Source organism: Teredinibacter sp. KSP-S5-2 (genome assembly GCF_032773895.1).
Lineage (GTDB): Bacteria > Pseudomonadota > Gammaproteobacteria > Pseudomonadales > Cellvibrionaceae.
Genome location: NZ_CP120416.1, coordinates 3,000,139 through 3,024,976 on the forward strand (window position 1 = coordinate 3,000,139; position 24,838 = coordinate 3,024,976).

The window sequence follows — 24,838 nt, forward strand, 5'->3', positions numbered from 1 at the left end:
TTAAATTCTTTTCGTTAGTAAACTCTTTCGAATCTTCTTGTTAACACTCGCTTCAGTTTTTGAAAGAGCAAGTGAAGATAAAATCTCGTATTTAGGAGTGTGGTGGCGCAGATCTGATTAGGCGAATTTCGTTGAACAAGTGGAGTTAATTCCAGTATAAATGAGCATTCCGAAACGAAATTCAACGCCATCAGAGCAAGTAAACCAACTCCTAGAAGTAACCTTCTTGCTTCTTCTTCTCCATCGACCCCGCACTATCATGATCGATAACACGCCCCTGACGCTCAGAGGTTTTGGTCAACAGCATTTCCTGAATAATTTCTGGCAAGGTTGTCGCTTCGGATTCCACCGCACCTGTTAACGGGTAACAGCCAAGTGTTCTGAAACGCACCATTTTTTCCTGAATTTCTTCACCTTCTTCGATAGGCATACGGTCATCATCGACCATAATAAGCACGCCATCGCGCTCAACAACCGGGCGTTTGTCCGCAAAATATAAAGGAACAATAGGAATACTTTCCAAGTGAATATATTGCCAGATATCTAATTCGGTCCAGTTAGAAAGCGGAAATACTCGGATGCTCTCCCCTTTGTCCACTTTACTGTTGTATAGATTCCACAACTCTGGACGTTGGTTTTTTGGGTCCCAGCGGTGATTTTTATCACGGAAAGAATACACGCGCTCTTTTGCTCGTGATTTTTCTTCATCCCGACGAGCGCCACCAAAAGCAGCATCAAAACCGTATTTGTCTAACGCCTGTTTAAGGGATTGGGTTTTCATAATATCCGTATGCTTGGCACTACCATGTACAAATGGGCTAATACCCTGAGCTACACCTTCCTGGTTGATATGTACAATCAGATCCCATCCCAGATCACGAATTCTCTGCTCACGGAACTCGATCATCTCTTTAAATTTCCAGGTAGTATCAACATGCATTAGCGGAAATGGTGGTTTACCAGGGGCAAAGGCTTTCATTGCCAAGTGCATCATTACCGCGGAATCTTTACCTATGGAGTAAAGCATTACGGGGTTATCAAACTCTGCAGCTACTTCACGGATAATGTGAATGCTCTCAGCTTCCAGCTGCTTTAGATGAGTCATTGAATACTCATTTGTCATATTCAAACCAACCTGTCATTTTGTGTTAAACAATCCGTTTGCGACCTTTGTAAGGACACAAACGGGCGGCATTATATTCGGGATTTACTCAAATGCTAAGAAATGTTGACTTCTAAGCTTATTCCAACTGATTTGGCTAGCTCGGTAAAATTAGGGAACGAAGTAGCAACATTTGCACAGTTATTCACCGTGATCGGTGCATTGGCTCGCAGTGCGGCTACGGTAAACGACATAGCTATTCTGTGATCATGGAAACTTTCCACTGTCCCGCCATTCATTTCACCACCAGTCACCACAATACCATCAGGTGTTGGCTCACACTGAATACCCAAAGTAGTTAAACCGTCGGCCATAGCCTGAATACGATCTGTTTCTTTTACTCGCAGCTCTTCGGCACCAGTTAACACCGTTTTACCTTCTGCACAGGCTGCTGCGACAAATAATGCTGGAAATTCATCAATCGCCAAAGGTACTTGATCTTCAGGAATGTTGATGCCTTTTAACGGCGCATATTGCACGCGGATATCGGCAACCGGTTCTCCACCAACCTCACGCTCGTTACTGAGTGTTATGTCCGCACCCATTAAGCGCAAGATATTAATAACTCCAATACGAGTAGGGTTAATACCTACGTGAGTCAATGTAATATCCGAACCTGGCGCAATGGCAGCGGCCACCATAAAAAATGTTGCAGAAGATATATCTGCCGGAATATCAATATTGGTTGCGGTCAATTTACCACCGGAGGTAAGCGAAATTGTATCGCCTTCACGTTTAACATCGTAACCAAAACCTCGAAGCATTCTTTCGGTATGATCACGCGTTGGCGCTGGCTCAGAAACTTTTGTTTCACCATCTGCATAAAGCCCCGCCAACAAAATACAGGATTTTACTTGAGCACTGGCCATAGGCATCTGGTAATCAATCGCTTTAATTGCAGAACCGCGTTTTATTTTTAACGGGGGGCGACCATTTTCTTCTGTTTCAACAATTACCCCCATTTCTCTCAGAGGGTTAGCCACACGATTCATTGGGCGATTGCTTAAAGAAATATCTCCAGTTAGCTCTGCATCAAAATCCTGCCCAGCCAAAATGCCAGCCAACAAACGCATAGATGTGCCTGAATTACCGACATAAAGTGCACCGGCAGGTTTTTCCAAACCTTTGAGTCCAACACCATTAATGGTAACGCGCCCTTCAACCGGACCTTCTATCACCACACCCATATCACGAAATGCCTGCAACGTTGCAAGCGCATCCTCACCTTCCAGAAAGCCTTCGACGTGGGTCACACCTTCCGCAAGAGAACCAAGCATAATGGATCGATGGGAAATGGATTTATCTCCAGGCACACGAATTTGCCCTTTAACACTGCCGCCCGGGGCGACTTTATATATTATATTTTTTTCACTCATTGTCTTGCTGTATGCCTGATTCGATAACATTTTTGTAAAACGATCCCGCGCCACTTTGGCACGAGTAAAAACACCTGTAATTTCTTTCTCATTCTCTTCCGCAATATACGACCTGAGACGCTGTAAGTTTGCCGTAAAAAGATCGATAGAATCTAGGACTGACTTTTTATTGGCGAGCATGATATCCCGCCACATAATCGCATCGCTTGAAGCAATTCGGGTAAAGTCTCGAAAACCACCCGCGGCATAACGAAATATATTTTCGTTCTGACTGTCATGCGCCAGAGTATCCACCAAAGAAAAAGCAATAACATGAGGTAGATGACTGGTTGCCGCCAATATCGCGTCATGATCATCCACCCCCATAGTCAATACTTCAGCACCCACCTTAAGCCAAAGATCACGGGTTAATTCAACGGCGTATTGCGTATTCCCTGCGTGAGGAGTCAGTATGACCCTGTGCTGTTCGTACAACTCAGGATTTGAAGCTTCCACACCGCTTTGTTCTGAACCCGCAATAGGATGCCCTAAAACAATATTTGGCATCTCCTGGCCAAAGACATCGATAACGTTATCCCGAACAGAACCTTTAACACTGGCACCATCGGTGATCACCACATCATCAGAAACTTTACCCTTTAAATCTTGCAGTATTCTTTTTACGGATAACGTTGGCACAGCGATAAATATCAAGTCACCTTTACCCAACGGTGGCGTAATTTTATCGATACTCAAATACGCACTGTCAACGACATCAAGTTGCACCGCCTTTTGACAAACGGACTCTCTGCGGGCAAGACCAATGACTTGATTGCATAAATTTCTTTTTTTTGCAGCCGCTGCAAGGCTGCCGCCAATTAACCCAAGACCAATGACAACAAGGCGATTTATGTGCGGTGTTGTTAAATTCATAATGTTTGTATGTAAGCGTGAAATTAGCTTATGCGACCCTGAGATCTAAGATAGGAAATAATGTGCTCAACCGAATCCCGTACCGACAATACACTGGTATCTAGTACTAACTCTGCGGCTTCTGGCTCTTCGTAGGGTGAATCAATTCCAGTAAACTGCTTTATCACTCCTTCCCTCGCTTTTTGGTATAAACCTTTCGGGTCTCGTTCTTCACACACCGCTAACGGCGTACTCACGTAGACCTCAATAAATTCACCCTCAGGGAAAAAATCTCTGGCAATTTGTCGATCAGAACGAAATGGAGAAATAAAAGCACTTAAAACAATTAAACCCGCATCGACAAATAAACGAGAAACCTCGCCAACCCGACGGATATTTTCCACTCTATCCTCGTCACTAAAACCTAAATCCTTATTCAAACCATGGCGAACGTTATCACCATCAAGTAAATACGTTCTTTGCTGAAGCTTATGTAATTCCAACTCCAGAGCATTCGCAATTGTGGACTTTCCAGAACCACTCAACCCGGTAAACCACAAAAGGCATGGCCGTTGAGCATTGAGCTCAGCATGCATCTCTTTAGTGACACTATGATTATGCCAGACAATATTATTCATGAATTACAGAACGCCTATAGGATAAGAGCCCAAGATTTTTATATCAGATGCGTTAGCACTTACCTCAGCCAAAGCGCTTTTTACCTGTTCGTCATCCGCATGCCCTTTAAAGTCGATAAAGAACACGTAATTCCAGGTTCCACTTGCGGATGGGCGTGTTTCCACGCGAGTTAAATCAATGTTGTGCTGATGGAAAGGTTCGAGCAAATGGTACAACGCACCCGGCTCATTACGAGTCGATACGACAATCGATGTTTTATCAGCATTACTCGGCCCAACACCTTCAGTGCCAATAATTAAGAAACGAGTGGAGTTGTCGGGTTGGTCTTCGATATTTTGTGCGTAACTGGTAAGGCCATACAACTCTGCCGCCATTTGCCCGGCAATAGCTGCAGAATTCCATTCGCCTTTTACCCGTCTCGCCGCTTCAGCATTACTGCTTACCGCAACACGTTCTGCTTTTGGAAAATGAGAGTCCAGCCATTTTCGGCATTGCCCCAAGGATTGGGAGTGAGAGTAAATGCGGGAGATGCTATCAGTTTTGGTTACATCAGACACAAGCAAGTGGTGATGAATACGCAACACCACTTCGCCACAAATTTTGACGTTACTGTTTACAAAATTGTCTAAAGTATGGGAGACCACACCCTCGGAAGAATTTTCCACCGGCACCACACCATATTGTGCAGCACCAGATTCCACCTCACGAAACACTTCATCAATAGCGGATAAAGCGACAGCTACTGCCGAGTGACCAAAATGTTTTAATGCTGCCTGCTGAGTGTATGTGCCTTCCGGCCCTAAATAGGCAACCTTAATTGGGTTTTCCAAGGCCAGGCATGCGGACATAATTTCCCGAAACAACCGCGCAAATTCTTCATCACTTAAGGGCCCCTGATTTCGCTCCATCGCTTTACGCAAAACCTGGGCTTCACGTTCCGGGCGATAAAAATTAATCGGCTGGCCGCCCGACTCACGCTTTTTAACTTCAGCGACTTTTATTGCACATTGTGCCCTGGCACTAATGAGATCTCCGATTTGCTGATCAATTTCATCAATTTGATCACGCAATGAAACAAGAGAAATATTGTCGTTTTGGTCTGTCACAGTAGTCCCACAAGAGAATTAATTAATCTTCGACTGGTGCATCACCGTCGTCGCCATCTTCACTTTCTTCTGGCTCTTCGATGCGCTCAATACCAACAATATGCTCGCCTTCTCTTACTTTAATCAGACGAACGCCTTGCGTATTTCTGCTCAATACCGAAACCTCTTCCACACGAGTTCGAACCAGTGTTCCCTGATCAGAAATCATCATAATTTCTTCACCATCAAGGACTTGCACTGCGCCAACTAAAGCACCGTTTCGTTCAGAACACTGCATAGCGATAACCCCTTGAGATCCACGACCTTTAGTGGGGAAATCAACAACATCAGTACGTTTACCGTAACCATTTTCACTGACAGTCAATACCTTGCCATTTTCGACGGGCACAACCATCGAAATCACTTTTTGATCTTCATTCAACCGAATACCGCGTACTCCTCGCGAGGCTCGCCCCATCGAACGAACTTGCTCTTCCGCAAAGCGCGCTGCTTTACCAGAAGAAGAGAAGAGCACAATATCCTGCTTACCATCGGTTACGGCAGTACCAACCAAGTGATCCCCGTCAACCAACTCAATGGCACGCAGCCCTGAACTTCTTGGGCGGGAAAACTGGGACAATGGCGTTTTCTTCACAGTACCCTGAGAAGTTGCCATGAAAATAAAGTGTTGATCATCAAATTCTTTTACCGGAAGAATAGAGGTAATACGCTCACCCTCTTCCAGCTGTAATAAGTTGACGATAGGCCGTCCACGAGACTGCCTTCCCGCAACAGGAATCTGATATACCTTAAGCCAATACACCTTACCGGCATTGGTAAAGCACAAGATATAGTCGTGGGTATTGGCAATCAGAAGATGTTCAACAAAATCTTCATCTTTGACCGAGGTTGCAGCTTTACCCATTCCGCCTCGACGCTGTGCCTGGTAGGCATCTAACGGCTGGGTTTTGGCGTAACCGCCATGGGAGATCGTCACCACTCGGTCTTCTTCGTTGATTAAATCTTCAACGGTTAAATCCTGCATGGACTCTTGAATATCTGTACGTCGCTCGTCGCCGTAGGCTTCAACAACCTCTTCCAACTCACCACGGATTACGGACATAAGACGGGAGGTATGGCCTAAGATATCGAGAAAATCGGCGATTTGTGCGAGCTTTTCTTCGTACTCAGCCAATAATTTATCGTGCTCCATCCCGGTGAGGCGGTGTAGTCGCAAATCAAGAATGGCTTGAACCTGAACAGGCGACAAGTAGTACTGCCCACCATCTTGCAAACCGAATTCAGGGCCAATATCATCGGGTCGACAGGCGTCGGCGCCAGCCCTTTCCAGGAACTGACTGACAGCACCGACAGGCCAACCGCGAGACAACAACGCCTCTTTTGCTTCTGCAGGTGTTGGTGATGCTTTAATCACAGCAATCACCTCATCAATATTGGCAATGGCAACCGCTTGGCCTTCCAATACATGGCCTCGCTCACGAGCCTTGCGCAATAGATAAACAGTACGGCGAGTCACCACTTCCTGGCGATGCTGAACAAAGTACTCCAGTAATTGCTTCAGATTAAGTAGCTTCGGCTGACCATCCACCAATGCCACAACATTGATGCCGAAAACACTTTGTAACTGGGTTTGTGCGTATAGGTTGTTGAGCACCACATCGCCTTGCTCACCACGCTTCAATTCGATAACAACACGCAAACCATCTTTATCCGATTCGTCTCGGATCTCAGAAATACCCTCGATTTTCTTTTCTTTTACCAGCTCAGCAATTTTTTCAATTAATCGAGCCTTGTTAACCTGATAGGGGATTTCGTTAATAATAATGGTGTCACGGTGGGTTTTCTCATCGGTCTCAATATCGGCCTTTGCTCGAACGTAAATTCGTCCGCGGCCAGTGCGATAGGCCTGAAGAATACCTGCACGACCATTAATAATCCCCCCGGTGGGGAAATCAGGGCCTGGGATCACCTCGATCAACTCATCAATGGTTATCGCCGGATTATCGATGAGAGTAATACAACCTTTTACAACTTCTCGCAGGTTGTGAGGGGGAATATTGGTCGCCATCCCCACAGCGATCCCCGAAGAACCATTAACCAACAGATTAGGAACCCGCGTTGGCAACACTTCAGGAATCAGCTCTGTACCGTCATAGTTAGGTACAAAATCAACGGTTTCCTTATCCAAATCCGCGAGAAGATCGTGAGCAATCTTCTCCATCCGAATTTCGGTATAACGCATGGCCGCTGCACCATCACCGTCAATAGAACCGAAGTTTCCTTGACCATCCACCAAGGTATAGCGAAGTGAGAAAGGCTGAGCCATACGAACAATCGTATCGTAAACAGCAGAATCGCCGTGCGGATGGTATTTACCGATTACGTCCCCCACTACACGGGCAGACTTTTTGTACGGCTTATTCCAATCATTGTTGAGTTCACTCATAGCGAATAAAACTCGACGATGCACAGGCTTTAAACCGTCTCTGACATCGGGGAGAGCCCGCCCAACGATTACGCTCATCGCATAATCAAGGTAGGACTGTTTGAGCTCGTCTTCGATATTTACTGGATAAATTTCTTTTGCTATGTCGCCCATAAGATCAAGGCAATCCTTATTTTTCGGTCAAGGTGATGTAAAACAAAATTACGGGTAGCATCGAAACAACAGCCAGTTAGACCCCCAAGGCCGCTTTTCGACAAACAGCGAATCATACCACAAAAAAGACATAGGCTTTGGCTTGAAAAAGAACAAATTTATCAATTAGATAGCGATACTTTGTAATTCCGACTCTGCCCCCCTCTGCAAGGCGGTATTGCTGGGACTTATAAGCGGGTATACTCGCGCATTAAACCGTCACAGACATAAAAAGGTACAGACTCTCCAGATGGAATCCAGGCAAATTGTTCAACTTATCATCAGTCCACGCTGGATTGTGCCAATCGTCCCTCGCGGCAGAATCATAGAGGGCTGTAGCCTCATTGTTGATCAAGGGGTTATTCAATCAATCTGCCCCACCCATGAAGTTGAAAAAAAATATCAAGCCAAAGAGCATATAGAACTCAAAGGCCACGCATTGCTTCCAGGTCTAATTAATGTGCATGGCCACCTAGCTATGAGCCTATTGCGTGGCTATGCCGATGATCTGGCACTGGAACCCTGGCTGCAAGACCATATATGGCCAGCAGAGAAACAGTGGGTAAGTGAAGAATTTGTTCGCGACGGCACACAACTGGCCATTGCAGAAATGCTATCCAGTGGCACCACCTGTTTCTCAGACATGTATTTTTTCCCGGAAGAAGCCGCTGCGGTTACTAAAGAAATGGGGATGCGAGCGCAATTCTGCTTTCCAATTCTGGATTTCCCTTCAAACTGGGCGCAAACAGCTGACGACTATATTCACAAGGGGTTGAAACTCCATGATGATTACCGAAGTAACGACCTGATTAACGTTGGCTTTGGCCCCCATGCTCCCTACTCCGTTTCCGATGAAGCATTATCACGTGTCGCAGTTTGTGCGGAGGAACTACAAGCTCCGATTCAAATTCATCTTCACGAAACCGCCCATGAAATAAACGAGTCAGTCGAACGCTATGGCAAGCGCCCTATTGAGAGGATATATGACTTGGGACTGCTGACACCAAATACCCAATGTGTTCACTTCACCCAAAGCAACGAACAAGACATCGAACTATTAAAGGCCTCAGGCAGTCACATAATCCATTGCCCAGAGTCCAACCTGAAACTCAACAATGGTATTTGCTCAACCCAACAACTTATCGATGCGGAAATTAATGTCTGCCTGGGAACCGACGGCGCTGCCAGTAACAACGATCTCGATCTATTTGGAGAAATGCGCACTACTGCACTTATCGGTAAACTACAAGCAAACAACCCTTCTGCTGTGGACGCAACAACAGTACTGGAAATGGCCACTATCAACGGTGCCAAAGCCTTAGGCATGGAATCGCTGATTGGATCACTGACTCCAGGTAAACAAGCGGATATGATCGCGGTAGACATGTCAGCCATAAACACTTTGCCCATGTACAACATACTTAGTCAGTTGGTATATGCAGCCAAAAGTACTCAAGTTAGCCACACCTGGGTTGCAGGTAAATTGCTATATCAAAATACCGGTTTTAGTAAGATATCTAAAGCCGGTCTGCGCGAAAAAGCCCAACTCTGGCATAGCAGAATTAACCGGAAATAAGTTCCCACGACCAAGACAACATCTGATATGAGCCAGGAAAAAGTACTTAACGTCGACCCATCAGAGATCAGCAAGTTTGAGCGTATGGCCAATCGCTGGTGGGATTTAAATGGCGAATTTAAACCTCTGCACGAAATCAACCCAATTCGGGCCAATTACGTTGATGCCAGATCACCAGTAGCCGAGCAGAGACTGGTCGATATTGGCTGTGGCGGTGGCATTTTTTGCGAAGCCATGGCACAACGCGGCGCAATGGTAACAGGCATTGATATGGGGGCCGCCCCATTGGAAGTGGCCAAATTGCACAGCCTTGAATCTGGCGTGACGGTCGATTATCAACAAAAAACCGTTGAACAATTAGCCGAAGAACAACCAGAGAGCTTCAATATAGTGACCTGTCTGGAGATGCTGGAACACGTTCCAGACCCTGCTCAAGTCGTATACGCCTGCGCCCAACTGGCAAAACCAGGCGCACACCTGTTTTTCTCCACCATCAACAGAAATATTAAATCCTATGGTATGGCGGTTGTTGGAGCGGAATACCTGCTGAAGCTACTCCCCAAAGGAACCCATGAATATAAAAAATTTATTCGCCCTTCTGAGCTTGCGTCTTGGGTAAGGCTAGCAGGCCTCGAGCTTCACGATGTATCCGGCATTACCTATAACCCTTTAACAAAACGTTACCGGCTAAACCCAGATGACGTGGACGTGAATTATCTTATTCATGTAAGAAAGCCGTTATAAAATTCCCCAAAAACGACACGATAAAGCTTATGAGTTTGCGAGCCGTATTTTTTGACCTCGACGGAACACTTCTGGACACTGCACCTGATCTAGCACACGCACTCAATCGTTTGCTACATCAAAAAGGCATAGACGTTCTGCCAGTGGAAAAGATTACTGAAATCGTTTCTGATGGTGCCAACGCCATGCTCAAACTGGCATTTAATGTCACACCCAAAGACGAAAATTTTGCCGAACTGCGCCAGCAACTACTCGATTTATATCTGGAAGATCTTTCGACCCATACCCGCCCTTATCCAGGAATAGAAGAGCTGATCTCAGAATTAACCTATAGCAATATTGATTGGGGCATTGTAACCAACAAACCATGGGCATATACCGAACCGTTAATAGAAAGGTTCGATTTTGCCAGTCGCCCACGCACTATCGTCTGCCCGGATCATGTTCGCCACAAAAAGCCAGCGCCAGACTCGCTATTACTGGCCTGCGAACAGAGCGGATGTCAGCCATCAGAGGCCATTTATATTGGCGACCATTTACGTGATATCGAATGTGGCACCAATGCCGGAACCAGTACAATTTCAGTCGGTTACGGCTATATAAGTAATGAACAAGACCATACACGCTGGGGGGCAACACACAGTGTTGAGCACGCCAGCCAGCTATGGCCAATAATAAATAAATATGTGCAAGCAAGTTGAGGAATGCTCAGTGACCACCACCATTGACTCTGAATTTTTAACCCAATATCAGGCCAAAAAAGATCTACTCAAGGGCAAAAACATCATAGTAACTGGTGCTGGCGACGGTATCGGCCGAGCAGCAGCCCTGACATATGCCAAATACGGTGCAACCGTCATACTCATTGGTCGCACACTCTCCAAGCTGGAATCAGTTTACGATGAAATTGAAGCAGCAGGTGGTGCCCAGCCAGCTATTTTCCCGATGAACTTCGAAGGTGCTACCGCGCATGACTATGACGCCCTGCGAGATGCCATAGAAAATGAAATTGGTGTACTAGACGGCATATTGCACAACGCGAGCGAACTGGGTGCAAGAACCCCCATCGCCAACTACAAAGTTGAAGAGTGGGAAAAAATACTGCATGTAAATGTCACCGCTCCTTTTATGATGACAAAATCTCTCCTGCCATTACTGGAGAAATCCCAAGACGCGAGCATCATATTTACTGGATCCAGTGTTGGCTTAAAAGGAAAAGCCTACTGGGGAGCCTACGCCGTATCAAAGGCGGCAATAGAAAACCTGGTTCAGGTACTTGCCGACGAGCTGGACGGAACATCCAATATTCGTGTTAACTCCATTAACCCCGGGGCCACACGAACCAAAATGCGTGCAACAGCCTACCCTGCGGAAGACCCTTCAACAGTGACCACACCAGAAGATATTATGAATAGATATTTATTTTTGATGGGTAAAGACAGTCAGCTTATCAACGGTCAACAGTTCGACGCTCAACCCAGATAACACACGTCAGATCATCGGTGTAGAGGTTGGCTGGGACTGGGGCTTTGCCTCATCAACAGGAGGGGGCAAATCCTTGCTTCCTTCACCTTCAGTGGAAGAAGGCCCAGCACTCTTATTATCTGGCTTCGAAGCCGGCTCTGACGATACCTCACCTTCCACAGTATCTTCATTTGAACTGACCAAGAAGCGACCGACATCCGCAACCGGCTCTTTCGAGTGCCAATGTTTTTTCACCACATTCTTTTGAAATAACACATGGAAATAGGATTCGTCGCGACTGACACCGCTATACCTTAATAATATGAGTAACGTTGCGCGGCGATAATAAGCCTTGGTAAATTCATAGGTATAGATTTCTTGATTATCATCACCTTCAATCACCCTGAAGGGCTCACCCAACTGAGAAACAATCCAGTGCTTAGTCGTCACATTTTCTTGTATGCGATCAAAGAAATCGTCAGATATTTCAGCTTCACTATCCGTAAATTCGGCACGATCAGAAACTGTGCAGCCAGCGATAACGCTGACTACAAAAAAGGAATAAAGCAATGTTTTGACTGGAGACATAACGACTTTATACGCCTCCGAACACGATTACATTCCTTGTTTAATCGGCATAACGTTGGAAGAACCATTCGCCTGTTTTTGTGTGTGACGGTGCAATAGCTCCATCAAACTCACTTCCGAATGGGATAAACCGCTATTGGCAGCGATAGCTTCCAAAGATACGCCCTGGGCTAATAGCTTTTGCGCCTGGGTATAGGAAAAATCGGAGTCGCTGTGTGAAATTTGTTCTTGTTGTTTTTTTAATTCACTGAGACGGTTTTCCAAAGCCACCATACGTTGACCCATTCCCAATGAGCCAGAAGTAATGATGTTGAGCTGTTTCTCAAGCTTTTCCAAGCGCTCCACAGCATCCTCATTCTTACGAGAAGAGTACATTTGTATAAATAGCATTACAAAGCAACCCATAATAGAAAGAAGAGGAACCAAAGAGGCCGGATCAAGATTTACCGTTGGAATCATTAATTAAACACCCTCAAGTTCTGCCCACTCGTCATCCGTGAGCAATTTATCTAGTTCGATAAGAATAAGCAGTTCGTCATTCTTGTGACATACACCCTGTATAAACTTGGCACTTTCTTCATTACCAACATTGGGCGCCGTCTCAATTTCAGACTGGCGCAAGTATACTACCTCTGCCACGCTATCGACCAGTATTCCGACGACATGTTTGTCAGCTTCTATGATAACAATGCGTGTATTGTCTGTAATTTCGCCAGGTTCAATGCCAAACCTATGACGAGTATCTATTACTGTAACGACGTTTCCACGCAGGTTTATAATCCCTAAAACGTAATGCGGCGCACCGGGAACAGGTGCTATTTCGGAGTAACGAAGCACTTCCTGAACCTGCATCACGTTGATTCCATAGGTCTCCCCTGCCAACTTAAAGGTAACCCACTGCAATACGGGGTCATCACTTGCGGCGTTGTTTGCCATATTTCCAGCCATAGAGGAGTCCTCACAACAGTCTCACATTCATTCAGATCAGGGGCGTGTCAAAAATCAGCCACTCTTCTGCAGTTTATATATCATTAATATAGTTAAGAGCAGATTTTATGCCAGCTCCAATAGGGAATTTACCGGGCTATTTGATATAAACAAGGAAGATCAATGGGGCTTTCTGGACTTTTCGGAATCCGATAAAAGCTTACCCATTTGAGGAATATCGATTAAGGCACACATGGCAGATTTCACCGTGCCAGCCAACCATGGACGCTTGGTTCGCTGGGTACGCCAATTAACATCTTCAGTATTTAACGTGATCGGCTGATTGACAGAATCCACCGCCAATCCCCAGGGTAAACCATCAATGGTCATAACATATTTAGCCGTTTTTAAAAAAGAATCGTTGTATTTTTCTGGCATCACAAACAATGCAGTATTGACCGTTTTGATTTGTCCAATGGGTGTCGGCAGGATCCCCATAAACCAGTCAGACTGACCAAAAATTGGCGTCAGCTCATCGGTTAAAGGCTGAATCTGGCCTAACGCAATCAAGGGCACCGCCAATGTTAAGCCTGAAACCTGAAACAACAGCGCATCGAACCGTCCCTGAGCCCACATGGGGCGTCCATTCTCACCCCACTCAAGCATTTGGTTCACATGGTGGAGGTCATCAAGTACCGTTTCCGTTATTTTTTCAACAACCGGTTCAACAACAACTTCTGTTTTAATTTTTGTCTCGACCCGAGGCTTTATTTGCAACGGCCGGGTATTCAGTAGCGCCTGTAATTGCTCACGCTTTTCCCTCTCCAGCTTTTCCTGAACAGGTTTTATCTCAACTTCAGCCTGAGGCTTGGGGGAAACCTTCGGTGCCAACTTGGCAGACGGCACTACCTGCTGAGAACTGATCTCCGCTGGTGGGGTGTGTTCAGCTAACGAAGGTTTCGGAGATAGCTCTTGCGACTGTGCAGCAGGATCATCCTCACGTAATAAATCCGCGAAGTAATCTTCTAACGCTGTTTTTGCACTATCTCCAGACATAAACCATTACCACACCAAATATCATTTATTCCTGCATATATTTATACAACGACTTGTATGCTTCCATCGCTCGCCCCTCTGGATCAAACAAATTGGGCGGCACGCCGGCTTTACTAGCATCCCTTAACTTGGTATCCACCGGAATTTTTCCTGGCCATACAACATTACTATAGTCATTTCTCAGCGTTCTCAAACTGGATACTGAAGCCTGAGTTCGTCGATCAAACATGGTTGGCACCACACAGTACTTCAGTTCTTGCTTGCGAGATTTACCCAGCATAGTCAAGGTATGTAACATTCGATCCAAACCTTTTAAAGCGAGAAACTCCGTTTGTACCGGAATGAGCAATTGATTGCAGGCCGCTAACGCATTGATCATCAACACACCCAATTGCGGGGGGCAGTCAATGATAACCAAGTCAAAACTGTCCTTTATCTGCGCAAGGGTATTCAGCAACACTAGCCCCATGCCATCACCAATAGCTTTACGCTCAAGAGTTGCCAGAGCCATAGAAGCGGGCAATAAACACAAATTGGCATAGGGAGTTGGAGTCAGAATTTGCCCAACAAGTGCTTCAGATAATTGAGAACGCTGCTCGAACAAGGTAAAAACACTGGCTTCGATATTTTCAGGGTTTAACCGAAAATAGCATGTCAGAGAGCCGTGTGGGTCCATATCGACTAACAACACCCGCTTGCCCTGCTCAGTAGCTAACCCACCAAGAGCAACAGTTGTTGTGGTCTTACCCACACCACCTTTCTGATTTGCTACAGTCCAAGTAATCAAAAAACTAACCTACGCGCCTCATAATGGTTTATTGCCGTGCGGTGAAAACCTTCCTATTGATTGACGAATATATAAACAAACTAATAGGTATTGTTGCCGCACCGGCAGAAAAATCTATTCCAATATAAACAGAGGCAAATCTCGCGCCAATTATTTCGACTCTCGATTTTCTTCGCTTTGAAGCCTGGGGGAATCAGGATCACTGGTAAACAACAAACCACCATCCTTTAATTTATACGGCTGAATAGCTTGTTCATCGGCTTCTTCGACCCCATCGCTGGAGGAATCATTCTCTAGCTCTTGGCTAATCTCTGATTCCGATAGCGGTTTTTCCTCTGTTTGCAGAGTATCGACGGACTGTACCTGCGGTGGAGCCAAGGTTTGGGCTACGCGCAATACCACCCGACGATTCCGAGCCTTCCCTTCTTCAGAAGTATTATCGGCCACAGGCTGATGTTCTCCATAGCCAACTGCAGAAAGTCGGTTTTGCGCTACGCCATGACGAGCAAGAAGATTGACAACAGAAACAGAACGCGCAGCTGACAGCGCCCAGTTATCCTGGAACTGTGCATTCTTGATTGGAACATTATCAGTATGCCCAGCAACAGAAATACGATTATCGTAATCAGAGAGAACCTTAGCCACATCCGTAAAAACCTGTTCCGCTTCCTGGCTCGGGTCGGCACTACCGGATGAAAAAATCAGGTTGGCGTTAACATCGATTTCCACCCATTGTTCGTTGCCTTCGACGGTCACTTTGTTGTCTTTTATTAGATCCGCCAATACGTCAGACAATTCTGCTGCCATCTTTTTTAAATCTGCTGCGCGGGAAACCTGTTGAGCATTCTGGCTTTCATTTGGTCTGATACGATCTTCGGTTTTGAAAGTTTCAGACAAGGTTTCGGACAACTGCTGATACTTCTGCTCATTCACTTGGGAGACGGAATACATCACCACAAAAAAGGCAAAGAGCAGAGTAATAAAATCAGAGTAAGAAACTAACCAGCGCTCATGGTTGATTTTGGTCTCAATCGAAGGTCGTTTGATCATTTAAACACCTTTAATACGAAACTGGTCGACTAGTGTAAATAGCCGGAAAGCTTCATTTCGATTGCTTTCGGGTTTTCACCATCTGCGATAGCAATAATACCTTCGATAATAAGCTCTCGATATTGAGATTGATCTTTAATGCACGCTTTTAGTTTATTTGCCACAGGCAGTAAAAATAAGTTGGCAAACGCAACGCCATAAATAGTGGCAACGAAGGCAACGGCGATACCCGCGCCCAGTTCAGACGGTTCGGCTAAATGTCGCATAACATGAATTAGCCCCATCACTGCACCAATGATGCCTATTGTAGGAGCATAACCGCCCATACTTTCGTAAAACTGAACAGCGTCATGATCACGTTGCTCCATAATAATTAAATCTGTTTCCAATACATGGCGAATCACATCCGGTTCACTGCCATCGACTAACAGCTGTAAGCCTTTCCTTGAAAATTTATCCGGCTCCGACTCGGAAATATTTTCTAACCCCAGCAAACCGTCTCTTCGAGCAGATACCGCCCACTTGACGACTTGATCAATACCGACCTGAAATTGACTTCGCGGGGGATGAAATATCCAACGAAACAACGACAGTGCTCGTTTGAGTGAACTATGGGGAGTTTGCAACATTGCAGCACCGACGGTGCCACCAATAACAATAATCGCAGCGGGTCCGTTTGCCAGCGAATGCAGGGTTCCCCCTTCCAGGAAGTTCCCACCAAGCAATGCGGCAAAACCAACAATGACACCAATAACGCTTAAAACATCCATATAAGAATAAATGCCTCTAGACGTCGGAAATCATTTTTTCCGCGATTGAAGACAACGGAATCACAGCATCCGTTAATCGCGCATTTGCAACAGCAGCCGGCATGCCATAAACAACACTGGACGCCTGATCCTGCCCCCAAATATAGGAACCACTCTGTTTTAACAAGCGGGCACCTTCGCATCCGTCGGCTCCCATTCCGGTCAGAACAATACCCAGCACGCTGTTACGGAAAACATTGGCTGCGGAAGCATAAGCAATGTCCACGGATGGTTTGTAATTAACACGTTCATCGCCGGGAACAATTTTTATTGAACTGCCGTTTCGGTCAAACATTAACTGCTTTCCACCGGGAGCGACATACACTTTACCACACTCGATGCGCATGGAATTTTCGGCTTCCACAACTGATAACTGTGATTGCCGATCCAACCGCTCGGAAAATGCCTTGGTAAAGTTCTCCGGCATATGCTGCACAATAACGATAGGTACAGGGAAATTTGCCGGTAGCTTGGTAATAATATCCGTAATAGCGACTGGCCCTCCTGTCGAAGCGCCAATGACAACTATCTTCAGTTTTCCTTTAAACCGAGCCGACGACTTGCTCGGTGCAACAGGTGCAGCATCTGCCCCACCCCGAGATAATGGAGCGGCAGAAGGTGTGGACCTTAACGATGGACGTGTATCAACAGCAGGCTTTGGCCTCACACTCGTCGCGGCAGGCTGAAATGAGCTTCCTTTAAGAAAGGTTAACAATTTTTCGTGGAGCCGTTTTTTTAATCCTTCGGAGCTTTTTGATACCTCCGCAAAATTTTTCGGCATAAAATCCACAGCACCAGCATCCAATGCTTCCAGGGTAATACGCGCGCCCTCATAGGTCATTGAGGACAACATCAATATCGGAATTTTCCGTTTAGCCATAATGGCACGAACAGCAGATACACCATCCATAAATGGCATTTCGTAGTCCATGGTAATAATATCGGGACGTAACTCTTCCTCAAGCTCAATAGCCTCCTGTCCATTTGATGCAATACCGACGACTTGTAAATCCTGATGTTCACTGATGATTTCTTTCAAGCGCATTTGAAAGAAACTAGAATCATCTACGACAAGAACTTTGTAGGGCACGACCCCTCCGATTTATTATCATTCATGCGCAGAGACTTAATGTATTTAAGCCGCTCCGGCGTAACGTTTTAACATACTGGGGACATCCAATATCAACGCGATGGTACCGTCTCCGGTAATAGTTGCACCCGCCATACCTGGAGTACCATGCAACATTTTTCCCAAAGGCTTAATTACCACTTCTTCCTGGCCAATTAATTGGTCAACCACAAAACCAACACGCTGAGTACCCACAGTGACAATCACTACATGTCCTTCTTTCGGATCAGAATGTGAATAGCCGTTGCGAATCAACCAGCGTTTAAGATGGAAAATTGGAATTGCCTTTTCTCGAATAGTGATGCATTCCTGACCATCCACGATATTGGTACGGGTAAGGTCCATATGGAAAATTTCATTGACACTGACCAGAGGCAAAGCAAAGGCTTGCTCACCAACCATAATCATCAGAGTTGGCATAATGGCCAAAGTCAACGGCACTTTAATCACAATTTTTGTGCCTTCACCCAATTTGGATTCGATATCGATCGAACCGTTAAGCTGAGTGATTTTTGTTTTAACCACATCCATGCCAACACCACGGCCAGACACGTCAGAAATTTCTTTTTTGGTGGAGAAGCCTGGTGCAAAAATTAAATTAAATGCCTCACTATCCGAAAGACGTTGTGCTGCATCCGTATCCAATATGCCTTTTTCCACGGCAATACTGCGCAAACGGTCCGCATCCATACCACCACCGTCATCACTGATAGAAAGCAAGATATGATCTCCTTCCTGCTCTGCAGCAAGAATCACCTTTCCAACTCTGGGCTTACCTTTTGCCTCTCTATCAGAAGGCAACTCAATACCATGATCTACCGAATTTCTTACCAAGTGAACCAGCGGGTCAGCCAAAGCTTCCACCAAGTTTTTATCAAGATCCGTTTCTTCACCAAGTAATTCCAAGTTAATTTCTTTCTTCAGATTTCTCGCCAAGTCACGAACAACTCGTGGGAAACGACCGAACACTTTTTTAATTGGCTGCATTCGGGTTTTCATTACAGACGATTGCAAATCTGCTGTGACCACATCCAAATTAGCAACCGCTTTCTGCATTTGTTCGTCTGAGGATTCATTCCCTAACCGTACCAGACGGTTACGTACTAACACCAACTCCCCAACCATATTCATGATGTCGTCCAGACGTTGAGTATCAACCCGAACGGTGGTTTCACCACTGACAGGAGACGCTCCACCACCCCCACCACCGGCATTGTTTTCCCGTGGTTTTGGTGCTGCTGGTTTCGCCTGACTGGGTGCAGCAGGTTTTGCCTGAGCTGGCGAGGGTGACGCAGAAGTTTTTTGCGGTTCCACCGAAATTTCTTGAACAGGTTCCGGTTTTCCTGCAATCGTCGGCCCTTTGCCTTTTCCATGCAACTGATCGAGTAGATCTTCAAACTCATCGTCAGAAATTAAATCTGCACTTTTACCTGGAGAAGAAGGCGGTGGAGGTGACGAGGGTTTTGCTGATGTAACGCTTGAACTGCTTTCAGCTTTTGCTCCCGGTGCTCCCGGACCTTTTCCCACACCATGAAGCTGATCCAATAAGTCTTCAAACTCGTCTTCAGAAATCTCCTCTGAAGCTTTACCTACTGAAGGAGAAGGACTCGAAGCCGCCGCTTTCAGCATACCCGGACCTTTACCCTGGCCGTGTAACTTATCCAGAAGCTGCTCAAACTCTTCTTCAGTTATTTCATCCGTGTCCTGCCCGGTTAAAATATCCGCGGCACTGTCTTCTGCAGTTTCCATTGGTGCAGCAGTCTCATCGGTAATTGCATCGAGGAAACCTTCAAACTCATCATCGGTAATATCAATTTGATTGGATGGCGTGTCTACTGCGTTAGCGCCATCAACAGAAACTTCTTCGATATATTCCGTAACAGCGGAATCATCTGCGGTTTCTGATAAATCCTGGCATGAAACCAAACGTTCAAGTGCCGCAATTAACTCCGGCGCTGCGGGTGAAGGTTCTTCCCGACTGGAAACTTGTGCAAACTGAGAATTAACGGTATCCAACGCCTGTAGGACTACGTCCATTAATTCGGCGGTGACTTCCCGCTCACCATTGCGAAGAATATCGAATAAATTTTCCGTAACGTGGCAACAATCGACCATTGCATTGAGTTGCAAAAAACCGGCACCACCTTTTACAGTGTGAAAGCCTCTAAAAATTGCATTGAGAAGATCTCTGTCATCGGGCCTCTGTTCAAGATCGACCAGTTGCTCAGACAATTGTTCAATGATTTCTCCGGCTTCTACAAGGAAATCCTGAAGAATATCTTCGTCATCCCCGAACGCCATTCAATACTCCTCAAAACCCTAAACTAGATAATAAATCGTCAACGTCATCCTGACTTTTCACCACATCCTCTCGTTTTTCTGCATGAATTTGTGGGCCCTCTGCAGTAACGTTATCGGCGGTATCCAGAGCTTCTTGATCATCGCCCGTCAAGCCGGTAACTTTTTCGACCTGATCCGCAATACGCATCAAACTCACCAACTCTTTTTCTACGTCAGTAATCAGTCCGATGACTTTTTTCAACACTTGCCCGGTAAGATCCTGAAACCCTTGCTCGAGAATGATCTCCTGAAGGTTTTGGTTCAACAAACTGGTTCCACCACTTAGCTGCTCCAGAAAGTCATCGACACGGGTATAAAGTTCTTTAAATTCATCCTTGCTCATTTCCCGCCGTCTCAACTTGCTCCAATCTTCCTTTAATTTTTCCGCTTCCAGGCCTAAATTCATGGCGATGGGCGCACAGGCTTCCACTTTATCCATGGTTTGGTCTGCGGCTTTTTGAGTCAGCGAAATAACGTAGTGCAAACGATCAGAAGCATCCCGGATATCCGAATTTTTTTCCGGTGGCTCTTCAAGAACGGCATCGACGTGGAAATTGACAATAGCACTGTGTAATGCTCGGGTAAGTTGACCTACCGAATTAAAAATATGGCTATCTCTTGCTTCGATTAAATCATGAATTAGCTGGGAGGCTTTTTCAAAATTATCGTTTTGCAGCGTATCAACCAGTTGCTTAGCGCATAGCTGAAGCTCAAGTTGAAATTGTTGATTCTCATGAAGAGGAACTTGACTGTCCATCGAATAACCTTAATGGATAATTACCCGTCTACGCGCTCAAATATCTTGTCTATTTTTTCCTTGAGCACCTGAGCAGTGAATGGTTTAACCACGTATCCATTAACGCCAGCCTGGGCGGCTTCAATAATCTGATCTCGTTTCGCTTCTGCGGTCACCATCAAAATCGGAAGCGAAGCCAATTTCGCATCCGCTCGACATTCTTTTAATAAATCAATTCCGGTCATGCCCGGCATATTCCAGTCAGTAACCAGAAAATCAAAGTCGCCGTTTTTTAGCATCGGTAACGCCGTTGAGCCGTCATCGGCCTCTTGGGTGTTGGTAAACCCCAGGTCTCGCAACAGATTTTTTATTATGCGCCTCATCGTCGAGAAATCGTCGACAATCAAGATTTTCATGTTTTTATCCAATGCAACCTCCGCATCCCAATACAGGATTAGAACATCTAAGTAACAGGTATAATTCTCTGTCCCTTCATATCTAGTCTAGTCGGTTGATCTCAGTCAGCCAGTTTTTATGACTTCTTGAGAAGCCGCCAAAACCACTTGCTATAAAGCATGCTGAACTTTTAACCAATGCGACACTTATTTATACAGCCGGCGACTCCCAGTCAGACAATCGGGACTTAAGCCTTAAGGCCGCCTGGCTGTGAATTTGACTCACTCTCGACTCGGACACCCCAAGTACCTGGCCAATCTCTTTTAAATTCAATTCTTGCTCGTAATACAATGACAAGACGAGCTGCTCTCTTTCTGGAAGGTGTCTAATCGCTTCCGCTAGTGCTTTTTGCAGCGCAGCCTTGTGCACAACTTCGGACGGGCCTCGGATTGAAACACCGCTCACGGAAGGTGCAATTTTGGATTCGTCTTCTTCGAAAGTATCTTCGTAACTGAATAGTCGGGTAGAAGCACTGTCCTTCACAATTTCATGATATTCGTCCAGTTCAATTCCCAGCTCTTCCGCAATTTCATAATCTTTGGCGTCACGTCCCAATCGCGATTCGACGGTATTGATTGCCTCGGCAACACGTCGGGCATTGCGATGAACAGAACGCGGTGCCCAATCCCCTCGGCGCATTTCGTCAACAATCGCGCCCCGAATACGAATGCCGGCGTAGGTTTCAAAACTCGCACCTTTACTGCCATCATATTTTTGTGCGGCTTCTAACAACCCAATCATGCCCGCCTGAATCAAGTCTTCAACCTGCACACAAGACGGGACCCTCGCCATCATATGGTGGGCAATGCGCTTCACCAAAAATGCGTAATCCTCAACCTTGACGTTGTTACTTGCGTCCGCTGCCTGTTCGTATGCCATTAAGTTCTCTGCCACGGATACCGACATGCTCGTGCTACTTTCATATCCCGCTCACGTTTGCTGTTTGCGCTTGCAGGAGTTGCTCTATAAAAAATTCCAGGTGTCCTCGTGCTCCGGTTTGTACCGGCCACTGATCAATTTTTTGTGCAATGACTCGAATTGCGGATGCCGCTTTCGCTCTTGGCGCGTATTCCAAAAGGGCTTTGCGTTTTTGTACCGCCTTTCTCACGTTCTCATCAAAAGGAACTGCACCAATATAGTGGAGTGATGCATCCAGAAACCGGTCACACACGGTATTGAGTTTATTAAACAGGTTCATACCTTCCTGGGAGGTACGTGTCATGTTCGCCACCACTCGAAAGCGATACAGGCCGTGCTCTTTATTGAGCAGTTTTATCAATGCATAAGCGTCCGTTATTGACGATGGCTCGTCGCACACGACAACAACGACTTCCTGCGATGCCCGAACAAAGCTCACCACGGTATCGGAAATACCTGCAGCGGTATCCACCACCAATACGTCCATTTGCTCGCTTAATTCGCCAAAAGCATGAATAAGCCCCGCGTGTTCCTGAGGTGACAGTGCGGCCATCTGCTGCACACCTGAGGAAGCAGGAACCACTCGAATGCCACCCGGCCCCTGCACCAGAATTTCGCGCAGAGATTTGGTTCCTTCCAAAACATGAGCCAAAGTATATTGTGCATTCAAGCCAAGCAGGACATCCACATTAGCAAGCCCCAAGTCCGCATCCAACAGGACAACCCGCCTCTGCATTTCTGCCAAAGCAATGCTCAGGTTGACCGAGATATTGGTTTTACCAACGCCACCTTTACCTCCGGTGACCGCGATGACTTTGATAGGTCGACTGTTCGTCATTCAATAGGGTCTCAACTGCGTATTTCTGTTTTTTGCCCAATAATCTAGACAGACTCTTCCAAGTATAGGTCTAAAATGCCGCAACATTAGCGGTATCTGCCGAGTTGTTTTTCAACAGGGCAACGGATCTGGCTACCAGCGAGTGACCACTGGCTTTAGCAATATCCTTGGGTATTTCCTGGCCATCAGTGGTGTACGCCAAGGGCAGCCCCTGTTGCAAAATCACGCTAATGGCCTCTCCCAAACTGGCGGTTTCGTCCAGTTTGGTGAGCACGCAGGCATCCACAGGGCGACCCGAAGACGAGTATGCGTGAGCCGATGCTTTCATGGTTTGCCACTGGCTGTTACAGGACATCACCAGAATTTTTTTGATACTTGAACAGGTATCCAGCATGGCCAACTGCTCTTTTAACAGTGGGTCGCCATGTCTGAACCCGGCTGTATCGATCAAAATAAGGGGAAATTGACGCAGCCCGGCCAAGACGGTTAACAGGCTGTTCTCAGCGTCTACCGCTCTAACCGGCACGTTGAGAATACGCCCCAATGAACGAAGTTGATCACAAGCTCCAACACGGTAAGTATCTGTCGTCACTAAGGCCACCTTACCCGGCCCATGCTCCAACACATACTTGGCCGCCAGTTTGGCAATACTGGTGGTTTTACCAACCCCAGTTTGACCAACAAAGGCAAAGATACCCCCACGGCTCACCATATCGTCTTTGACCACAGGGATCTTTTTGGAAAGCAGCGTCATGCAACTGCGCCAGGAGTCACTCACCCTTTTATGGCTTCCAGCATTCACCACCAAATCCTCAATCACATCTTCCGCCAGACCTAGCCGGGAAAGGTGCTGATCAATTACCGGAAACTGTGCAGGAAGTTTCACCTGTTGGGCTACCCCAAGGCCACTGCCTTTACGCTCTCCCATCTGCCACAGCTGCTGCTCAAGGAGCATTCGCATATCCGCAATTTCGCTACGCAGTTCCGCCATTTTTCTTTCGTCGGTTTGATGCTGTGATTCCAGTTCGGGAATATCGTGGTAAGACACGGGCTGTGAACGACGGGTTTCTTGCATACTGGCAATATCGTGATGAGGTTCAGCATAGCGAGATTGTTGCCCGAGCGGCGCATCCGCTTCTTTTGCGCGACGTTTGGCTTCCAGCATTTTCTCTCTGGCCAACTCGATTTCGCGGGCAATCTGTTCTCCGCGACGCCCCTGACTGGGAACTGCATTGGTTTGTGCATGGCCGCTGTAGCTTGAAGCTGCCTGGCTTAAACCCGCCTGGGTTTTCCATGCAGAGTCGCTGGCCATGGCGCGATCCACTTCGGCGTCAAATTTATGACTAAATTCGCGTCGAACGTCGATACCTCGTGTCGGTAAATCCGGCTCAAGTGAGGTAATAATCTCAACACCTTTGTCCACTCGACGGCTGGACAAAATGACCGCTTCCGGTCCCATTTCAGCTCGAACCAGCTCAAGAGCCCGGCTCATGGTCGCAGCAGTAAACTTCTTCACTTGTTGCTGATCCATTTGAGTATCATTGCTAAAAGGCATGGAAACTTACCTCATATCTGTCATTAATATCATTTCGTCCCTGATCACCGCCA

General features: G+C 46.3%; 23 protein-coding genes. 4 read left to right on the plus strand and 19 right to left on the minus strand.

Annotated elements, in window-relative coordinates:
* Positions 1–211 precede the first annotated feature (211 nt).
* The 5 genes from cysD to gyrA all read right to left on the minus strand — a co-directional run bounded on the left by cysD (position 212) and on the right by gyrA (position 7,773).
* Positions 212–1,105: a sulfate adenylyltransferase subunit CysD gene (gene cysD, locus P5V12_RS12895; protein WP_410483291.1), complete on the minus strand. Its 894-nt coding sequence runs from the start codon at positions 1,103–1,105 to the stop codon at positions 212–214.
* A gap of 113 nt (positions 1,106–1,218) precedes the next feature.
* Positions 1,219–3,450, minus strand: coding sequence for a bifunctional prephenate dehydrogenase/3-phosphoshikimate 1-carboxyvinyltransferase (locus tag P5V12_RS12900; protein WP_316953493.1), 2,232 nt, complete (start codon positions 3,448–3,450; stop codon positions 1,219–1,221).
* 23 nt (positions 3,451–3,473) lie between these two features.
* Positions 3,474–4,067 carry an adenylyl-sulfate kinase gene (gene cysC, locus P5V12_RS12905; RefSeq protein WP_316953494.1) on the minus strand — a complete coding sequence of 198 codons (594 nt, stop codon included), beginning with the start codon at positions 4,065–4,067 and terminating at the stop codon, positions 3,474–3,476.
* A gap of 3 nt (positions 4,068–4,070) precedes the next feature.
* Complete coding sequence (gene pheA / locus P5V12_RS12910) at positions 4,071–5,174, minus strand: prephenate dehydratase (RefSeq protein ID WP_316953495.1); 1,104 nt, start codon at positions 5,172–5,174, stop codon at positions 4,071–4,073.
* A gap of 22 nt (positions 5,175–5,196) precedes the next feature.
* A complete protein-coding gene (gene gyrA, locus P5V12_RS12915; protein ID WP_316953496.1) occupies positions 5,197–7,773 on the minus strand; it encodes a DNA gyrase subunit A in 2,577 nt (858 codons plus the stop codon).
* Between the two features lie 289 nt (positions 7,774–8,062).
* On the opposite strand from gyrA, the gene P5V12_RS12920 reads away from it, so the two are divergent.
* Genes P5V12_RS12920 through P5V12_RS12935 form a run of 4 tightly spaced genes read left to right on the plus strand, consistent with a single transcriptional unit; the run spans position 8,063 to position 11,617 of the window.
* Positions 8,063–9,388, plus strand: a complete 1,326-nt coding sequence (locus tag P5V12_RS12920) for a TRZ/ATZ family hydrolase (protein WP_316953497.1) — start codon at positions 8,063–8,065, stop codon at positions 9,386–9,388.
* 27 nt (positions 9,389–9,415) lie between these two features.
* Positions 9,416–10,132: a bifunctional 2-polyprenyl-6-hydroxyphenol methylase/3-demethylubiquinol 3-O-methyltransferase UbiG gene (gene ubiG, locus P5V12_RS12925; RefSeq protein ID WP_316953498.1), complete on the plus strand. Its 717-nt coding sequence runs from the start codon at positions 9,416–9,418 to the stop codon at positions 10,130–10,132.
* A 29-nt stretch (positions 10,133–10,161) separates the two neighbouring features.
* On the plus strand, positions 10,162–10,833 hold the full coding sequence (locus P5V12_RS12930) for an HAD-IA family hydrolase (RefSeq protein WP_316953499.1): 672 nt from the start codon (positions 10,162–10,164) through the stop codon (positions 10,831–10,833).
* Between the two features lie 10 nt (positions 10,834–10,843).
* Positions 10,844–11,617 (plus strand): YciK family oxidoreductase, encoded by a 774-nt coding sequence (locus tag P5V12_RS12935; RefSeq protein WP_316953500.1) that lies wholly within the window; start codon positions 10,844–10,846, stop codon positions 11,615–11,617.
* Between the two features lie 6 nt (positions 11,618–11,623).
* On the opposite strand, the gene P5V12_RS12940 is transcribed toward P5V12_RS12935, so the two are convergent.
* The 14 genes from P5V12_RS12940 to flhF all read right to left on the minus strand — a co-directional run bounded on the left by P5V12_RS12940 (position 11,624) and on the right by flhF (position 24,785).
* The gene (locus tag P5V12_RS12940) at positions 11,624–12,184 is read right to left on the minus strand and encodes a hypothetical protein (RefSeq protein ID WP_316953501.1); all 561 of its coding nucleotides are present in this window, start codon (positions 12,182–12,184) and stop codon (positions 11,624–11,626) included.
* Positions 12,185–12,211: 27 nt separating this feature from the next.
* On the minus strand, positions 12,212–12,643 hold the full coding sequence (locus P5V12_RS12945; protein WP_316953502.1) for a DUF2802 domain-containing protein: 432 nt from the start codon (positions 12,641–12,643) through the stop codon (positions 12,212–12,214).
* A 3-nt stretch (positions 12,644–12,646) separates the two neighbouring features.
* The gene (locus P5V12_RS12950; RefSeq protein WP_410483292.1) at positions 12,647–13,132 is read right to left on the minus strand and encodes a chemotaxis protein CheW; all 486 of its coding nucleotides are present in this window, start codon (positions 13,130–13,132) and stop codon (positions 12,647–12,649) included.
* Positions 13,133–13,291: 159 nt separating this feature from the next.
* Positions 13,292–14,167 carry a chemotaxis protein CheW gene (locus P5V12_RS12955; protein ID WP_316953503.1) on the minus strand — a complete coding sequence of 292 codons (876 nt, stop codon included), beginning with the start codon at positions 14,165–14,167 and terminating at the stop codon, positions 13,292–13,294.
* A gap of 25 nt (positions 14,168–14,192) precedes the next feature.
* Entirely contained in the window at positions 14,193–14,954 is a 762-nt protein-coding gene (locus P5V12_RS12960) for a ParA family protein (RefSeq protein ID WP_316953504.1), read from the minus strand.
* A gap of 150 nt (positions 14,955–15,104) precedes the next feature.
* Positions 15,105–16,004: a flagellar motor protein MotB gene (locus tag P5V12_RS12965; RefSeq protein ID WP_316953505.1), complete on the minus strand. Its 900-nt coding sequence runs from the start codon at positions 16,002–16,004 to the stop codon at positions 15,105–15,107.
* Between the two features lie 29 nt (positions 16,005–16,033).
* A complete protein-coding gene (locus tag P5V12_RS12970; RefSeq protein ID WP_316953506.1) occupies positions 16,034–16,774 on the minus strand; it encodes a flagellar motor protein in 741 nt (246 codons plus the stop codon).
* A gap of 16 nt (positions 16,775–16,790) precedes the next feature.
* Positions 16,791–17,903, minus strand: a complete 1,113-nt coding sequence (locus tag P5V12_RS12975; protein WP_316953507.1) for a chemotaxis response regulator protein-glutamate methylesterase — start codon at positions 17,901–17,903, stop codon at positions 16,791–16,793.
* Positions 17,904–17,948: 45 nt separating this feature from the next.
* Positions 17,949–20,243: a chemotaxis protein CheA gene (locus tag P5V12_RS12980; RefSeq protein WP_316953508.1), complete on the minus strand. Its 2,295-nt coding sequence runs from the start codon at positions 20,241–20,243 to the stop codon at positions 17,949–17,951.
* A gap of 10 nt (positions 20,244–20,253) precedes the next feature.
* Positions 20,254–21,039: a protein phosphatase CheZ gene (locus P5V12_RS12985; protein WP_316953509.1), complete on the minus strand. Its 786-nt coding sequence runs from the start codon at positions 21,037–21,039 to the stop codon at positions 20,254–20,256.
* Between the two features lie 20 nt (positions 21,040–21,059).
* On the minus strand, positions 21,060–21,446 hold the full coding sequence (cheY, locus tag P5V12_RS12990) for a chemotaxis response regulator CheY (protein WP_316953510.1): 387 nt from the start codon (positions 21,444–21,446) through the stop codon (positions 21,060–21,062).
* A gap of 178 nt (positions 21,447–21,624) precedes the next feature.
* Positions 21,625–22,380, minus strand: a complete 756-nt coding sequence (locus tag P5V12_RS12995) for an RNA polymerase sigma factor FliA (RefSeq protein WP_410483293.1) — start codon at positions 22,378–22,380, stop codon at positions 21,625–21,627.
* Positions 22,381–22,393: 13 nt separating this feature from the next.
* Positions 22,394–23,230, minus strand: a complete 837-nt coding sequence (locus P5V12_RS13000) for a MinD/ParA family protein (RefSeq protein ID WP_316953511.1) — start codon at positions 23,228–23,230, stop codon at positions 22,394–22,396.
* 70 nt (positions 23,231–23,300) lie between these two features.
* Entirely contained in the window at positions 23,301–24,785 is a 1,485-nt protein-coding gene (gene flhF / locus P5V12_RS13005) for a flagellar biosynthesis protein FlhF (protein WP_316953512.1), read from the minus strand.
* Positions 24,786–24,838: the final 53 nt, after the last annotated feature.

What these genes read in the sequence shown, in the direction of transcription:
- cysD (WP_410483291.1), bottom strand. Translation starts at nt 1,105, where the DNA reads ATGACTCATCTAAAGCAGCTGGAAGCTGAGAGCATTCACATTATCCGT.
- P5V12_RS12900 (WP_316953493.1), bottom strand. Translation starts at nt 3,450, where the DNA reads ATGAATTTAACAACACCGCACATAAATCGCCTTGTTGTCATTGGTCTT.
- cysC (WP_316953494.1), bottom strand. Translation starts at nt 4,067, where the DNA reads ATGAATAATATTGTCTGGCATAATCATAGTGTCACTAAAGAGATGCAT.
- gyrA (WP_316953496.1), bottom strand. Translation starts at nt 7,773, where the DNA reads ATGGGCGACATAGCAAAAGAAATTTATCCAGTAAATATCGAAGACGAG.
- P5V12_RS12920 (WP_316953497.1), top strand. Translation starts at nt 8,063, where the DNA reads ATGGAATCCAGGCAAATTGTTCAACTTATCATCAGTCCACGCTGGATT.
- ubiG (WP_316953498.1), top strand. Translation starts at nt 9,416, where the DNA reads ATGAGCCAGGAAAAAGTACTTAACGTCGACCCATCAGAGATCAGCAAG.
- P5V12_RS12930 (WP_316953499.1), top strand. Translation starts at nt 10,162, where the DNA reads ATGAGTTTGCGAGCCGTATTTTTTGACCTCGACGGAACACTTCTGGAC.
- P5V12_RS12940 (WP_316953501.1), bottom strand. Translation starts at nt 12,184, where the DNA reads ATGTCTCCAGTCAAAACATTGCTTTATTCCTTTTTTGTAGTCAGCGTT.
- P5V12_RS12945 (WP_316953502.1), bottom strand. Translation starts at nt 12,643, where the DNA reads ATGATTCCAACGGTAAATCTTGATCCGGCCTCTTTGGTTCCTCTTCTT.
- P5V12_RS12950 (WP_410483292.1), bottom strand. Translation starts at nt 13,132, where the DNA reads ATGGCTGGAAATATGGCAAACAACGCCGCAAGTGATGACCCCGTATTG.
- P5V12_RS12955 (WP_316953503.1), bottom strand. Translation starts at nt 14,167, where the DNA reads ATGTCTGGAGATAGTGCAAAAACAGCGTTAGAAGATTACTTCGCGGAT.
- P5V12_RS12965 (WP_316953505.1), bottom strand. Translation starts at nt 16,004, where the DNA reads ATGATCAAACGACCTTCGATTGAGACCAAAATCAACCATGAGCGCTGG.
- P5V12_RS12970 (WP_316953506.1), bottom strand. Translation starts at nt 16,774, where the DNA reads ATGGATGTTTTAAGCGTTATTGGTGTCATTGTTGGTTTTGCCGCATTG.
- P5V12_RS12980 (WP_316953508.1), bottom strand. Translation starts at nt 20,243, where the DNA reads ATGGCGTTCGGGGATGACGAAGATATTCTTCAGGATTTCCTTGTAGAA.
- P5V12_RS12985 (WP_316953509.1), bottom strand. Translation starts at nt 21,039, where the DNA reads ATGGACAGTCAAGTTCCTCTTCATGAGAATCAACAATTTCAACTTGAG.
- P5V12_RS12995 (WP_410483293.1), bottom strand. Translation starts at nt 22,380, where the DNA reads ATGTCGGTATCCGTGGCAGAGAACTTAATGGCATACGAACAGGCAGCG.
- P5V12_RS13000 (WP_316953511.1), bottom strand. Translation starts at nt 23,230, where the DNA reads ATGACGAACAGTCGACCTATCAAAGTCATCGCGGTCACCGGAGGTAAA.
- flhF (WP_316953512.1), bottom strand. Translation starts at nt 24,785, where the DNA reads ATGCCTTTTAGCAATGATACTCAAATGGATCAGCAACAAGTGAAGAAG.